General features: G+C 39.7%; 11 protein-coding genes. 3 read left to right on the top strand and 8 right to left on the bottom strand.

The window, feature by feature from the left end; genetic code table 11:
* The first annotated feature begins 35 nt into the window (after nt 1-35).
* Entirely contained in the window at nt 36-1,169 is a 1,134-nt protein-coding gene (locus F2A31_RS00055) for an anhydro-N-acetylmuramic acid kinase (protein ID WP_150024576.1), read from the top strand.
* A gap of 55 nt (nt 1,170-1,224) precedes the next feature.
* On the opposite strand, the gene erpA is transcribed toward F2A31_RS00055, so the two are convergent.
* The 4 genes from erpA to F2A31_RS00035 form a co-directional block, all read right to left on the bottom strand.
* A complete protein-coding gene (gene erpA, locus F2A31_RS00050) occupies nt 1,225-1,560 on the bottom strand; it encodes an iron-sulfur cluster insertion protein ErpA (protein WP_150024574.1) in 336 nt (111 codons plus the stop codon).
* A gap of 121 nt (nt 1,561-1,681) precedes the next feature.
* On the bottom strand, nt 1,682-2,686 hold the full coding sequence (locus F2A31_RS00045) for a putative solute-binding protein (RefSeq protein ID WP_150024572.1): 1,005 nt from the start codon (nt 2,684-2,686) through the stop codon (nt 1,682-1,684).
* A 289-nt stretch (nt 2,687-2,975) separates the two neighbouring features.
* Nucleotides 2,976-3,986: a putative solute-binding protein gene (locus F2A31_RS00040; protein ID WP_150024570.1), complete on the bottom strand. Its 1,011-nt coding sequence runs from the start codon at nt 3,984-3,986 to the stop codon at nt 2,976-2,978.
* A gap of 141 nt (nt 3,987-4,127) precedes the next feature.
* Complete coding sequence (locus tag F2A31_RS00035; protein WP_150024568.1) at nt 4,128-5,129, bottom strand: putative solute-binding protein; 1,002 nt, start codon at nt 5,127-5,129, stop codon at nt 4,128-4,130.
* A gap of 229 nt (nt 5,130-5,358) precedes the next feature.
* On the opposite strand from F2A31_RS00035, the gene F2A31_RS00030 reads away from it, so the two are divergent.
* Nucleotides 5,359-7,287 (top strand): ATP-binding cassette domain-containing protein, encoded by a 1,929-nt coding sequence (locus F2A31_RS00030; protein ID WP_150024566.1) that lies wholly within the window; start codon nt 5,359-5,361, stop codon nt 7,285-7,287.
* Between the two features lie 333 nt (nt 7,288-7,620).
* A complete protein-coding gene (locus tag F2A31_RS00025) occupies nt 7,621-8,178 on the top strand; it encodes a VTT domain-containing protein (RefSeq protein ID WP_150024564.1) in 558 nt (185 codons plus the stop codon).
* A gap of 90 nt (nt 8,179-8,268) precedes the next feature.
* Here F2A31_RS00025 and gyrB read toward each other — a convergent pair whose 3' ends face one another.
* The 4 genes from gyrB to dnaA form a co-directional block, all read right to left on the bottom strand.
* Nucleotides 8,269-10,737 (bottom strand): DNA topoisomerase (ATP-hydrolyzing) subunit B, encoded by a 2,469-nt coding sequence (gene gyrB, locus F2A31_RS00020; protein ID WP_150024562.1) that lies wholly within the window; start codon nt 10,735-10,737, stop codon nt 8,269-8,271.
* 48 nt (nt 10,738-10,785) lie between these two features.
* Entirely contained in the window at nt 10,786-11,868 is a 1,083-nt protein-coding gene (recF, locus tag F2A31_RS00015; protein WP_150024560.1) for a DNA replication/repair protein RecF, read from the bottom strand.
* A gap of 27 nt (nt 11,869-11,895) precedes the next feature.
* Complete coding sequence (gene dnaN, locus F2A31_RS00010) at nt 11,896-13,044, bottom strand: DNA polymerase III subunit beta (RefSeq protein ID WP_150024558.1); 1,149 nt, start codon at nt 13,042-13,044, stop codon at nt 11,896-11,898.
* A 112-nt stretch (nt 13,045-13,156) separates the two neighbouring features.
* Nucleotides 13,157-14,551: a chromosomal replication initiator protein DnaA gene (dnaA, locus tag F2A31_RS00005; protein WP_150024556.1), complete on the bottom strand. Its 1,395-nt coding sequence runs from the start codon at nt 14,549-14,551 to the stop codon at nt 13,157-13,159.
* Between the last annotated feature and the right edge of the window lie 175 nt (nt 14,552-14,726).

Here is a 14,726-nt window from a genome sequence, read left to right as displayed (position 1 = left end):
AACATTTTTTCAGCGTCTTGCAGGGGAAGTTATATATGAGCGCAATCTATATTGGTGTAATGACAGGCACAAGCATGGATGGTGTTGATATTGTTGCAACTTCATTTGACCCTTTAACGCTACACGCAACTTTAACTGTCCCTTTTGAACCTGAATTACGTGATGAATTGATGGCGTTAACTCTGCCAGATGATAATGAAATTGATCGCATGGGCAAAGCCGATGTTGCTTTGGCACAAATGATTGGACATGGAATCAATCAATTGATTGAACAAAATAATTTGGATAGAACACAAATTAAAGCAATCGGTTCACATGGACAAACTATTCGCCATCGCCCCGAATATGGTTTTACTCTGCAAATTGGTGATCCAAACATCATCACAGAAATCACTCAACTGCCTGTCGTTTCTGATTTTCGTCGTCGTGATATGGCGGCAGGTGGACAAGGTGCACCTTTAGTTCCAGCCTTTCACCAAGCATTGTTTCAACATGAAAGCATTCATCGTGTCATCTTAAATTTGGGCGGAATCTCCAATGTGAGTATGCTACCTGCTAATAATTCAAATGCAGTTTATGGTTTTGATACGGGTCCAGCCAATATTCTTATGGATGCCTGGTGCCAACGCCATACTGGAAATCCATACGATGAAAATGGTGACTGGGCAGCATATGGACAACCAATTCGTTCGCTTTTAGATCGTTTACAAACACATGAATTTTTTGCTAAAGAACCACCTAAAAGCACAGGACGTGAAGACTTCAATCTAGAGTGGTTAGATGATCAAATCAGCGATTGGCGTAATGATCTAGATTACAATGAACTGGAAGACACTCCGGAGAATGTCCAAGCAACACTCATGAAGCTCACCACACGTGCAATTAAGAAAGCCATTTATCGAAGTAAGGATTTAATGCCGACAGGTGAAGTTTATGTCTGTGGTGGTGGGGCTTATAACTCACATTTACTTGAACAACTGCGCTGGCGCTTGCGTAAACATAACTGGTCGGTACAAACCACAGATGCGCTGGGTTTAGCGCCAACCTGGGTGGAAGCAACAGCTTTTGCTTGGCTGGCAATGCGCTTTATTCAACAACTGAATGGTAATTTACCTACCGTTACAGGTGCATCTGGTGATCGTATTTTGGGAACGATTACGGCGGTCTAAGCATAAAAAAAGCCTCTCAGACTTTCTCATCGAGAGGCTTTTTGCAGAATCTATCTTAAATTGAAAAAGATGATCCGCAACCACAAGTGGTCGTTGCATTCGGGTTTTGCACCACAAAACGTGAGCCTTCAAGTCCCTCTAGGTAATCGACAACTGACCCAACCAAATACTGGTAGCTTAATGAGTCAACTAGCATTTTGACATCACCATTGCTAAATTCTGCATCATCTTCATTAATTGTTTCTGCAAAATTAAACCCATAAGAAAATCCAGAGCAACCTCCACCCGTGACATAAACACGTAGCATCAGGTCATTATTACCTTCACTTTCGCGCAGTTGGCGAACTTTTTTTGCAGCATTATCTGACAATTCGAGAGCTTGGGCGTTCATGGATGTTCCTCAGACTTCAATACGTCTTTCATAAATAAAAGACCCGATATTCAGTATAGCATACCTAATATCGGGTCGGTCTTTGAACTTTTAAAGTGTCGTTACAGACTTTTTCAAAAGATTATTTGTAATTTTCATCCTGTAAAGCACACTCGAAATTCTTGGCATCTTCACGGCAGCGGAATTGCCATAATAGCTTCATCATACGCTTATCGTAGATACCACGTTTAGTTAAATCAATACGTGCCTCACGCATTAACTTCTGATATCCAGGTTTATCAGAAGCTGGGATTTCCATCCAATACTTTTGTGGAATATCAGCTTTCATTTTTCCTAAAATATCAAAAGCCCGTGGTAATTGAGAACTCACCCATTGTCTGGATTTTTGACCAAAACCATCTGGAAATTTATCTGAACGAATAATAATATTTCCAGTAACTTGTAAAATTGGATAATTTACAATTGCGCCTTTTGTACCCAAACCTTTATGTAACTCAAGAGGTTTAAATGCAGCGGCTGGCGCACCAATAATATCAACTTGCCCATTATTAAATTTTGCACCAAAGTTAGTCACATCAGAGCTTACAGCTTGTGCCCCAACCTGTGCTGCCATAATTTTTTGAGCCTCATCATAATCAAGGACGGCTATTTTCTTGCCTGCTGCTTTAGCAACCGTATTAATATTACGATCATTGACCATCAAGTAAGCATCACCGACAGGAATAACGCCTACCACTTCGTATTGACCATTGACCATTGCTTTAGCAAAGGTTGGACTTGCTAAACCTTGCATCACTTTGACTGCGAATTTTAAATCTGTAATGGCACCAATCGCATCAAGTGATCCAGTAAACTGGTTAAACTGACGACCACGCATTCCTGTGATACTCACTGCATCACATTTTCCTGCTTTGAAATCTTCTGCTAGTACAGCTTCATTTTGTCCCACACGTAACTCAATATCAGCACCCCATGATTTAGCAGCAATCTGATAATCCTTCATCAATGCATATACATCACCATTTCGTCCCACCAAATCAAATACACATAGTGTTTGCTTTGCTTGTGCAGCGATAGAAACGGTTGTAATGCTTGACGCAAGTAGAATTGTTTTAAACCATTGCATGTTATTTTTTCCTTTGCATCTAGTTTGAGTGTTGTTGCATAGCCTTAAGCTTATGAAGAACAAATGAAGTCCCTCAGATAAAGGTTTTCAAATGAATATATGTTTAAATTCGGTCTTGTTTTCATCATCCTGATCAAACATATTTTTAAATCTTCACGATTTCATCTGATTTTTATGCTTCTATCATCACGGTGTTTCGACACAAAGACAATGACCTTAATGACATAATCAGAAAAACAAAAAGCCTAGATTAATCTAGGCTTTATATATGCTACTTTGCAATTATGGATTATTCACCAGGTAATGCACATTCAAAGTTTGCTTTATCTACTGAGCAACGTGCTTTCTTCAACACTGACATCATGCTTGCGTCATAAATACCACGCTTGGTTAAATCCATACGGCCATCACGTAATAATTTTTGATATTTAAGTTTGTCTTCAGCACTTAAATCCATTCTGTATTTCGCAGGAATTTCAGCTTCCAAACGTTTGATCATTGCAAAGCTCTTTGGTAATTGTTTTACATGCCAATCACGAGATTTTTGACCAAAACCAGCAGGGAATTTTTCTGGGCGAATCACTAAATCAGCAGTTACATGCAATACTGGGAAGTTAAACATCGCACCATTTGTACCGAGACCTTTACTCAATTCCAATGGTTTGTATGCATAAGCTGGTGCACCCACCATATCAACCTGACCATTGTTAAACTTCGCAGCAAAGTTAGAAATATCTGAAAGTACCGCTTGCGCACCTACGCGTTGTACCATGATTTTTTGTGCATCATCATAGCCAAGCACAGCAAACTTTTTACCAGCTGCTTTCTCAATTGAATTGATGCTCTTATCACGGACGAAAATATATGCTGAACCAAGTGGCGCAATTCCCGCGATTTCATATTTATTACCACCTAGATTAGTGGTCATTTTAGCTGCATTACGCGCATCTAATACAAACGTAATCGCACGTTGCGCAATTTCATTACTTGTTACACCACCCAACGAGTCAATCGAACCCGCAAATTTATTGTATGGGCGAGCACGCATAGAGGTCATTGCAACAGCATCACATTTTCCTGCTTTGAAGTTATTATCTGCAACAGCTTCATCAGTCAATGCAACTAAATTTACATCAGCGCCCCAACCCTTAGCAGCTAATGCCCAATCCTGCATCATTTTGTATGACTCACCAGATCTACCCAATAAGTCAAATACACATACGTCTACTTTGTTTGCTTGAGCTGACGCAGAAAAGCCAACGATTGATGCGGTGATCGCAGCGAATGCAATTTTTTTCATTTTTTCTTCCTTCTACAAACTTATGTCTGTCTCCTTGTTCAAGGCAAATATTAATCATGTTTTATGGAAAAAAATAGAGTTAGTACTCTATTTTTTGTGTCAATATTGCTACTTTTTGTCATTTTTTAACCAGCTTATGGCTTATTCACCGCTTAAAGAACATTCAAAATTAGTTCGTTCTACAGTACAACGAGCGCGTTTCAGCACATTCATCATGGTCGCATCATATACGCCTTCTTTGGTTAAGTTCATACGACCTTCACGTAACATTTTTTGGTAACGAACTTTGTCTTCGTTCGAAAGATTAATACGAGATGCATCCATCCCCGCTTCTAAACGTTGTACCATTGCGAAGTTACTTGGCAATTTTTTAACGAACCACTGACGTGATTGAGTTGCAAAAGCTGTTGGGAATTTTTCTGGGCGAATAATTAAATCCCCGGTAATATTTACAACAGGGAAATTAAATAAAGCACCATTTGCTAACCCCTTATTAATTTCTAAAGGCTTATAAGCATAAGCAGGTGCTGCAATCACATCGACTTGCCCACGATTAAATTTTTGCACAAAATCAGAAATATTAGAGGGCACGGCGACGAGATCAATACTTTCTACAATCGCTTTTTGTGCTTGGTCATAATGCAAATAGGCAAATTTTTTACCTTTGGCCTTTTCAATCGTATTGATATTCTTATCCCTTACAAAAATATATGCCAGCCCAACCTGTATAATGCCCGCAACTTCAAATTTCTCACCATTGAAAGTGGCTATAAGTCGATGTTGATTGCGTTTATCAAGCACAAAGGAAATTGCTTTTTGGGCAATGGCATTACTGGTGACAGCTCCAACAGCATCAATCGAACCCGCAAATTTATTATATTTACGAGCACGCATAGAAGTCATGTACACGCCATCACAACGTCCTTGATCAAAATCACGCTCGGCTTTTTCTTCATCTTGATAAGGGATTAGTTCAATATTTGCTTGCCATGTTTGTGCAGACAGACGCCACTCTTCAAGAAGTTTATAAGACTCACCTGCTTTTCCTAATAAATCGAATACACAAACTTTTTGTTTTGCTTGTACTTGTGAACTCATCGCAAATAAAGTCGCAGCACCTAATAGCCAAAGTCCTTTTTTCATATTGTCTTCCCTTATGTACTATTCTGCATGTTTTTCCATCAACACGAAATCAATATAGTCAAATTTTGATCAAAATAACAGTATTTTTATATACATATATCGGATTATTATCAGTTTTAATCATATTCATCACACTTTTTAAAAGCTGTTTTTCGATTGCCATAGAAAAATTTGCATTCACAGGTATAGCCCTTAAAATGCAGCTATCTATTCGCTATGCTGCATACCCATGATCCAGTTTGACCAAGTTTCATTACGCCGTGGTGGCCGAATTCTATTTCAAAAAGCCTCTATGCAACTTCATCCAGGTTGGAAAATCGGTTTAACAGGCGTAAACGGCGCAGGTAAATCAACTTTATTTGCTGCCTTCTTAGGTGATTTGATTGCCGATGAAGGTAACTTAACACGCCCTGCAGTTTGGACAGTTGCCCACATGGCACAAGAAATAAAAGCGCTAGAAATGCCAGCGCTTGACTTTGTTCTTTCAGGCGATGAGGAATACTGGAATATCAAAGAAAAATTGGCTCAGCCCGATCAATTGAGTAATGATGATCTAGCCAAACTACATGGCCGTTTTGATGAAATTCATGGCTATGTCGCTCCTGCTAAAGCGGCTCAATTAATGGCTGGTTTAGGCTTTTTAGATCATCAATTAAACTTAAATGTCGCCAGCTTCTCTGGTGGTTGGCGTATGCGCTTAAACCTAGCACGTACTTTAATGAGTCGTTCAGACCTCTTGCTACTAGATGAACCAACCAACCATTTGGACTTAGATGCTATTTTGTGGTTAGAAGACTGGCTGAAAGCTTATGAAGGAACGCTGGTTCTTATTTCTCATGACCGTGATTTTCTTGATGCAATCACCGATCATATACTTCATATCGAAAACCAAGAGCTGACCCTGTACACAGGTAATTATTCAACCTTCGAAACCACCCGCAGTGAACGTTTAGCGCAACAACAACAAGCTTTTGAGAAACAGCAAGAAACGCGAGCACATCTACAAAAATTTATTGATCGTTTTAAAGCGAAGGCAACCAAGGCACGTCAAGCACAAAGCCGTATCAAACAACTTGAACGAATGCAGCAGCTCGCTCCAGCCCATGTAGACACCCCCTTTACATTTAGCTTCCGAGAACCGACCAAAATGAGTTCTCCGCTATTAAGTTTAGATGCAGCTAGTATTGGCTATAGCGACAAAATCATTGCCGAGAAAATTCGCTTACAAATCACACCAAACTCACGCATTGGTCTATTAGGGATGAACGGTGCAGGAAAATCTACCCTCATCAAAACCTTAGTGGGTGATTTAGCATTGTTGTCTGGTGAACGCAAAGCTTCAGAGTTACTCAATATCGGCTACTTTGCACAGCATCAGATGGATGCTTTAGATGCCAATGCCAGCCCGATGCTACAACTTGCACGTATTGCAGATAAACAAATTAGTGAAGCATCATTACGAGCCTTCCTCGGTGGTTTTGGCTTTAGTGGCGAACGGATGGATACACCATGTGAAAGCTTCTCTGGTGGTGAACGTGCGCGCTTGGCATTAGCGCTCATTGTTTGGCAGCGTCCAAATGTTCTAATTCTGGATGAACCCACCAACCATCTAGATTTAGATATGCGTCACGCGCTCAGTATGGCATTACAAGATTTCGAAGGTGCAGTGGTGCTGGTGTCACATGAACGTCAACTCATTGCTAGTGTTTGTGATGAATTGCTGTTAGTACATGCAGGGCGTTGTACTGAGTTTGATGGTGACCTACAAGATTATGCCAAATGGTTACGAGAAGCACGTCAGCAACAAATCAATGCACAAAATGCGTTACAGCAACAAACGACCAATCAGCAAGCAAGCAGCGTGAAAGTTGATAAAGAAGCACAACGTAAAGAAGCTGCACGACGTCGTGAAGTTACTCGACCTATTCGTAAAAATATTGAAAAAATTGAAGCTCAAATCGAAAAGGTTCAGCCTCGTTTAGTCGATATTGAACATGCATTGGCCGATAGTGCATTGTATGAGACCAATCGCAAAGATGATTTAATCAAGCTCATGAATGAACAAAGTGAATTGAAAAGTAAACTTGAGCAATATGAAGAACAGTTACTCACCTTAATGATGGAACTGGAAGAATTGGAAGCTTCATTTACGCAATAAATTAGGAGTAAAGATCCATATATTTGGCGTGTAGAAATATATGGATCTTTTCGTATATGCAGATATTAAAGAACTTTAATGCTGCTCTCAAGATCAACTCAACATCCTCGTAACATAAATCTGTATTGAATAATGTTATTCTTTTATCTCACTTTTTAATCTCGATTAAAATTTGAATTTTCTCAAAAAATTGAGCTTTGGCTTCAGGCTAGATATACTCAAGCCCCATTATTGTAATGTTATCACCTGCGAATGAATCTTGAGGGTTAGATTCATTTTATATTTTTTGTACTGCAATTTGCTGAGTACGTTATTTGGGACACTACAAACTGAATGAACTCTTTAGACTTTCTTTTTAATTTCGAACATTTCCTACCAATCCTAGTTCAAGAATATGGTTTATGGATTTACGCTATTCTCTTCCTGATTATTTTTTCTGAAACAGCTTTTGTTTTCATGTTCTTCCTACCTGGTGATAGCTTATTACTTGCTGTTGGTGCCTTATGCTCAGTGGTTGAAATTATGCACCTTGGCTATATGATTATCCTACTCTTTTTCGCAGCGGCATTGGGCTACATGGTGAATTTCCATATTGGACGCCATTTTGGTGATCGGATTTTCAATACAGAATCTCGCTTTATCAAACAAGAATACCTACAAAAAACCAATGTATTTTTCTTAAAACACGGTGGAAAAACCATCCTACTTGCTCGTTTTATTCCTTTTGCACGCTCGTTTGCACCATTAGCAGCGGGTTCAAGCAATATGAACTATACTCACTTTGTTCTTTATAACATCCTAGGTGCGTTACTGTGGATTAGTGTTTTAGTCACTGCTGGTTATTTATTTGGTCACGCGATTATTCAAGTCAGTGATTTCGTAGATAGTTAATTTCTCAATGTTCCACGTGAAACCTCAGCTCTTAACTTTCTAAAAAAAGACGATGCACAAAGGCATCGTCTTTTTTTTCACAGCAAATATTTATGCGTCAATATCTGCGTTGAGTGCATTTTCTTCAATAAATGCGCGACGAGGTTCAACATCATCCCCCATGAGACATGAGAACATACGATCTGCTTCAATCGCATCATCAATCGTCACTTGCAACATATTACGATTCTCAGGATCCATTGTGGTTTCCCACAGCTGCTCAGCGTTCATCTCACCCAAACCTTTATAACGCTGAATCATCATACCACGACGTGAATCTTGTAAAATATGCTGCCAAACTTGGTGGAAACTATTTACCTGAATGCGACGCTCACCCTTTTGCAGATAAGCCCCTTCCTCAAGTAATTTAAACCAGCTCTTAGCATTCTTAAGAAGACGTGCATATTCCGCAGAATTCAATAATCCAGCATCTAGTAAATATGCATGCGGTAAGTTATGTACATATACCGTGACTCGTGGCCAATAATGTGCTGATTTCTCACCTTGTGCATTTTCACGCTCAAACGCTTCTAGAGTAACTTCAGGGCGTAGGCTTGGTTGCAATGCTTCGATTGCTGAACGCAATTGCTCTGCCCAAGTCTCAACATACTCACGCTCATGGTTATGATCGATTTTAAATGCATCAAGCTCTAATAAAGCATCCAATAAACTTGCTGGATAACGTTGTGTTAACCGCTGTAAGCTCTTCTGTGAAACTTGATAATCCGCAATCACACTCGCTAACGCCTCACCACTGATCGCTGGCGCATCTGCACTCACATGTAACGCCAACTCATCGATTGCATTAGAAATCAAGAAAGTTTCAAGTGCATCATTATCTTGAAGATATTGCTCTTGTTTCCCTTTCTTCAATTTATACAATGGCGGTTGAGCAATATAAATATAACCACGCTCAACCAACTCAGGCATTTGACGGAAGAAGAAGGTCAATAACAAAGTACGAATGTGTGAACCATCCACGTCCGCATCGGTCATGATAATGATTTTGTGATAACGTAATTTGTCTGGATTATATTCTTCACGTCCAATACCACAGCCTAACGCCGTAATTAATGTGCCCACTTCTTGACTTGAAATCATCTTATCAAAACGTGCACGTTCAACATTTAGAATTTTACCTTTCAGCGGTAAAATTGCCTGCATTTTACGGTTACGACCTTGTTTAGCACTCCCGCCTGCAGAGTCACCCTCGACTAGATATAGTTCAGATAAAGCAGGATCTTTTTCCTGACAATCTGCCAATTTACCAGGTAAACCTGCGATATCCAAAGCACTCTTACGACGGGTCATTTCACGCGCTTTACGTGCAGCATCACGGGCGCGTGCAGCATCAATAATTTTACCAGCGATTGATTTGGCTGCCTGTGGATTTTCCAACAAATATGCAGAAAACTCTTTGTTCATCGCCTGCTCAACTGCAGGTTTTACTTCACTAGACACCAATTTTTCTTTAGTTTGTGAAGAGAATTTTGGATCAGGAACTTTAACTGAAATAATTGCAGTCAGGCCTTCACGAGCATCATCACCAGACACCGCTACTTTTTCTTTTTTAAGTAGGTTTTCATTTTCCATGTAGCTATTTAAGCCACGGGTTAATGCCGCACGGAATCCAGCTAAATGCGTACCACCATCTTTTTGTGGAATGTTGTTGGTAAAGCAACGTACATTTTCTTGATAACTATCGTTCCATTGCAATGCAACTTCCACACTAATGCCATTATCCGCATCCGTGGTGAAATGAAAAATTTCATTGAGGTGCGTTTTACCTTCGTTTATATATTTAACAAACTCAGATAAGCCGCCTTCATAGTCATAAACATTTTCAAGATTGACTCGCTCATCACGCAATACGATACGTACACCTGCATTTAGGAAAGAAAGTTCACGTAATCGTCGCGCTAGAATATCAACACTAAAAATCGTTTGACTAAACGTTTCAGCACTTGGCCAAAAACGCACAGTCGTTCCAGTACGCTCAGTATCACCAACCACACGCAATGGATATTGTGGATCACCATGATGATATTCTTGTTGATGTTCTTTACCAGCACGGTAAATCGTCAATTGTAGTTTACTAGATAAAGCATTTACAACTGAAACACCAACACCATGCAAACCGCCTGACACTTTATAGCTATTGTCATCGAACTTACCACCTGCGTGCAAAATGGTCAGAATCACCTCTGCAGCAGATACCCCTTCTTCAGGGTGAATATCGGTTGGAATTCCACGTCCATTATCCGATACGCTCACCGATTCATCTTCATGAATCGTAACTAAAATCTCATCACAGTGTCCTGCCAATGCTTCATCGATGGCATTATCTACCACCTCAAACACCATGTGATGTAAGCCTGTCCCATCATCAGTATCACCGATGTACATGCCAGGACGTTTACGAACCGCGTCTAACCCACGTAATACCTTAATACTAGAGGAATCATAAGCCTTTTCATTAATTTGTTCTGTTTGAGAGACTGATTGAGACTCTGAACTCATGGTTACTCCCTAGTAATATCTAATCTATCCAAAGATGAGGAAATAAATTTATGGCGCAGCAAGACTGACTTGACCGTGTACAACATGGAACAATTGAAAAGAAATCGACAAATCATGTAAGTGTTTTAATACCGACGTATGGTCTAAGGTCGTCATAAAAACCTGACTTCCTAACTGACTCAATCGCTCAATTAAACGTTGTTGTGCAGCTAAATCTAACTCTGCTGTCAGATCATCTAATAATACCACAGTTTCCTTATTACTCGCATGTAGCATTGCAATTTGTGACAGTTTTAATGCCATGATTAACAACTTTTTTTGTCCTCGTGACAACACATCATCAGCATTCCCATTTGGTGTTTTTAGGCGTAAATCTGCACGATGTGGTCCATACTCTGTGTAACGTCGATCCAAGTCTTTTTGATGTTGCTGTATCAAATCCTGTAATAAACCTTGCTCGGTATGAAAACCTGCGTGATATTCTAATTCAATTTCAAGATTTGGCAGCAATTGCTGCAAATCCTCTTGAAAAAACTGATTCCATTGCTCCACGATACCAACACGTTGAGAGTGCAAAATTTCGCCATAATCACTCAACATTTTGTTCCATGGTTCTAAATCAACCAAGGTTAAATTTCGCCGTGTTTTTAGCAAACTATTTCGTTGTTTTAATGCGCGGGAATAAAACTGCCAAGCAAAATAAAACTCAGGTTCCACGTGAAACATCAACCAATCTAACAGCTGTCGGCGAGGTTTTGCTCCATGATCGATAATATCAGTACTTTGTGGATCAATATGTTGTAGCGGCAACAGTTTTGCCAACTGCCCTTGCGTGGCAATAGTATCACCATTCACTTTGATCAGTTGTTCACCAGAGGCCATTTTTTGCATCCCAATCCGCTCACCCACAGACTGTGCAAACACAATCGCATCATGAGCATCATGCTGGATATAGTGTTTAGGGATATGTGTTCTAAATGATCGCCCTGTCGCCAATAAATGGATTGACTCCAAAATCGATGTTTTTCCCGAACCATTTGCGCCATAAAAAATATTAAACGGCTGCAACTCAGTGAGTGCAACCGCTTTCAAATTTCGTACACGTTCGATTTTTAAACGCGTGATTTGCATGTTTTAAACTCAAATATTCACTGCAGATTAAACACGCATTGGCATCACTACATAAGTTTGATCAGGATGAGCAGGATCTTGTACTAATACAGATTGATTCGCTTCTGTCATGCTCATTTTTACATCATCGCCATCAAGAACACTTAATACCTCGAGAATATATTGAGCATTGAATGACATTTCCAATGGTGCATCTTGGTATTGAATCGCTAAATCTTCGACTGCTTCGTCTTGTTCTGGGTTATTGGCACGTAATTGCAATGAATCTTGATTGAAATTCAAGAAAACACCACGCAGTTTTTCATTACTCAAAATCGCTACACGTTGTAAAGATTGTTTAAATACATCGTGAGCAATGAGAACATGCTTATCGCCACCTTTTGGAATCACACGACGATAGTCTGGGAACTTACCATCAATCAGTTTCGTGGTAAAACGTACCGTAATATCGCTCTGCTCTTTATCTCGGCTCGGCGTGTTGATGGTCACATTCAACAATTCACGTCCAATTAACAAGGTCAGCTGCTCATCTTCGATACTCAGCAAACGTTGCAGCTCACCAACGGCTTTACGTGGCACAATTGCTTGCATCGGAGCAGATGCCGTAGAAGAAGCTAATACTTCACACAATGCCAAACGATGCCCATCGGTAGTTACTGTACGCAATTGATTTTGATCAATTTCCAACAAAGTACCTGTGAGATAAAAACGTACATCTTGAACAGCCATAGCAAACGCTGTTTTTTCAAATAAGCGTTTTAACTCGCGTTGAGTCACTTGAACTTGAGTACCTTGACTATTTTCAGTGGTGAGCAAAGGATAATCTTCAGCAGGCAATGTACCTAAGACAAAACGACTATTGCCGGATTTCAGAATACAACGTTGATCTTCCGTAATTTGTAAGTCAATCAAAGCTGCTGTTGGTAGAGATTTACAAATTTCAACTAACTTACGTGCAGGAACAGTGGTTTCACCGGCTTCTAAACATGCTCCTTCAGCTAAATTGGTGCTTGCTACCAATTCAACTTCCAAATCAGAACCTGTAATAGTTAAAGCATGCTGAGTTGTTTGAATTTTGACATTCGAAAGAATATTCAATGTATGACGGCGTTCGACAGCCCCCACCACATGAGATAAAACATTGACTAAACTTTCTTTAGCGATTTTCAAACGCACGGTTTATTCCTCTTACAACGGAAGCTGATTATGAATGTTAGCAGTGTACTATGCTGCACTTAAAAATAGTTTGCAACTATGAAAATAGAGTCAGTCGAGATAATACTCAAAACTAGCTTTGTAACAAACGAAGTAGATTTTTATAATCTTCATTAAAAATTGGATCTTCTTCTCGCAAACTGACAACTTTTTCACAGGCATGCATTACAGTACTGTGGTCACGACCACCAAAAGCCATGCCGATTTCAGGAAAACTATCCCCTGTCAATTCACGTGCCAACCCCATTGCCAACTGACGAGGTCGAGCATAAATACGTGTGCGTTTAGGTCCAATCAATTCTTTTAATGGAATACGGAAATATTCACTTACTACACGCTGAATATTTTCCACACTAATGGTTCGCGCACGAATCGCCAAGACATCTTTCAACGATTCTCGTACCACATCTAAATCGATTGCTGTCCCTTTAAAACGTGAGATCGCCACGACTTTATTTAATGCACCTTCAAGCTCTCGCACATTGGCAACCACTTGTTGAGCAATAAATAAAGCACAATTTCGAGGCAAATCAACACCACTATTTTCAGCCTTTTTCAACAAAATTTCGATACGCGTTTCAATATCGGGTGGTTCAACTCCCACTGATAATCCCCAAGAAAAACGGGAAACCAGACGAGGGTCTAATTCAGTCAGCTCTTTTGGATAACGGTCGGAAGTCAAAATGATTTGTTTTGATTCATCGAGTAAAGCATTGAATGTGTAGAAGAACTCAACCAAGCTCGCTTCTTTACCTGCTAACAAATGGATATCATCAACCAATAATAAATCTAAAGAACGACAATTCTTTTTAAACTCTTCAACTTTTCCTTTTTGCAATGAACTGACAAAGTCCTGCACAAAACTTTCAGAAGTCATATACATCACACGAGCATTGGGTTTAGCTTGCAGTAAAGCATTACCTACAGCTTGCATAAGATGCGTTTTACCAAGACCTGTCGGTCCATATAAAAATAATGGATTATGTTGTGAAGCCCCCAATTGCGTTAAAACCTTACGGCAGGTTTCTGCAGCCATTTGGTTAGAGCGACCTTCAACAAATAATGAAAAAGTAAATAATGGATTTAATTGTCTTTTCTTAGGAATCTTATTGGCATTTTGACTTGGCTGTACCAAATCAGCCTCTTTCTTCATTTTTGTCGGAATTGGAGTAGTTGTATTCAATGCCGCTGTTGTTGTTGCAGGTTGTTCATGAGTAGACAGGATACTACCAGGTCGAGAATCTACCAAAATCTCAACTTGACGCACTCGTCCTTCTGATAACTGTTCAGCCAAAATAGAAATTAATTCAAGATGGTTATCTTGAATATAACGTGTCCAATAGGGGTTAGGTGCGTATAAACGCATCACATCATCAACTTCTTCAGCAACCAAAGGACGAATCCACATCGCAAAGACGTTATCAGAGAGCTCTTGTCGCAAGCGAGTTAAGCAGTCTGTCCAGAGCATGTGCATCCCCTATTTATCCATTTTAAATTTAAAAAAACAAAAACACCGCCCTTCAAACCTGAAGGGGTCGCCATTCTAACCAAGTTATCCACATCTGTCAGGAAAATTTCAGACTCTTTTGCTGAAAAAGAAAACGTTCGTGCATTAAATTTAAATTCAAAGCATCTGTGAATAA

Origin of the sequence: Acinetobacter suaedae (genome assembly GCF_008630915.1) — a bacterium.
Classification (GTDB): domain Bacteria; phylum Pseudomonadota; class Gammaproteobacteria; order Pseudomonadales; family Moraxellaceae; genus Acinetobacter; species Acinetobacter suaedae.
This window is presented reverse-complemented; position numbering and strand designations above follow the sequence as displayed.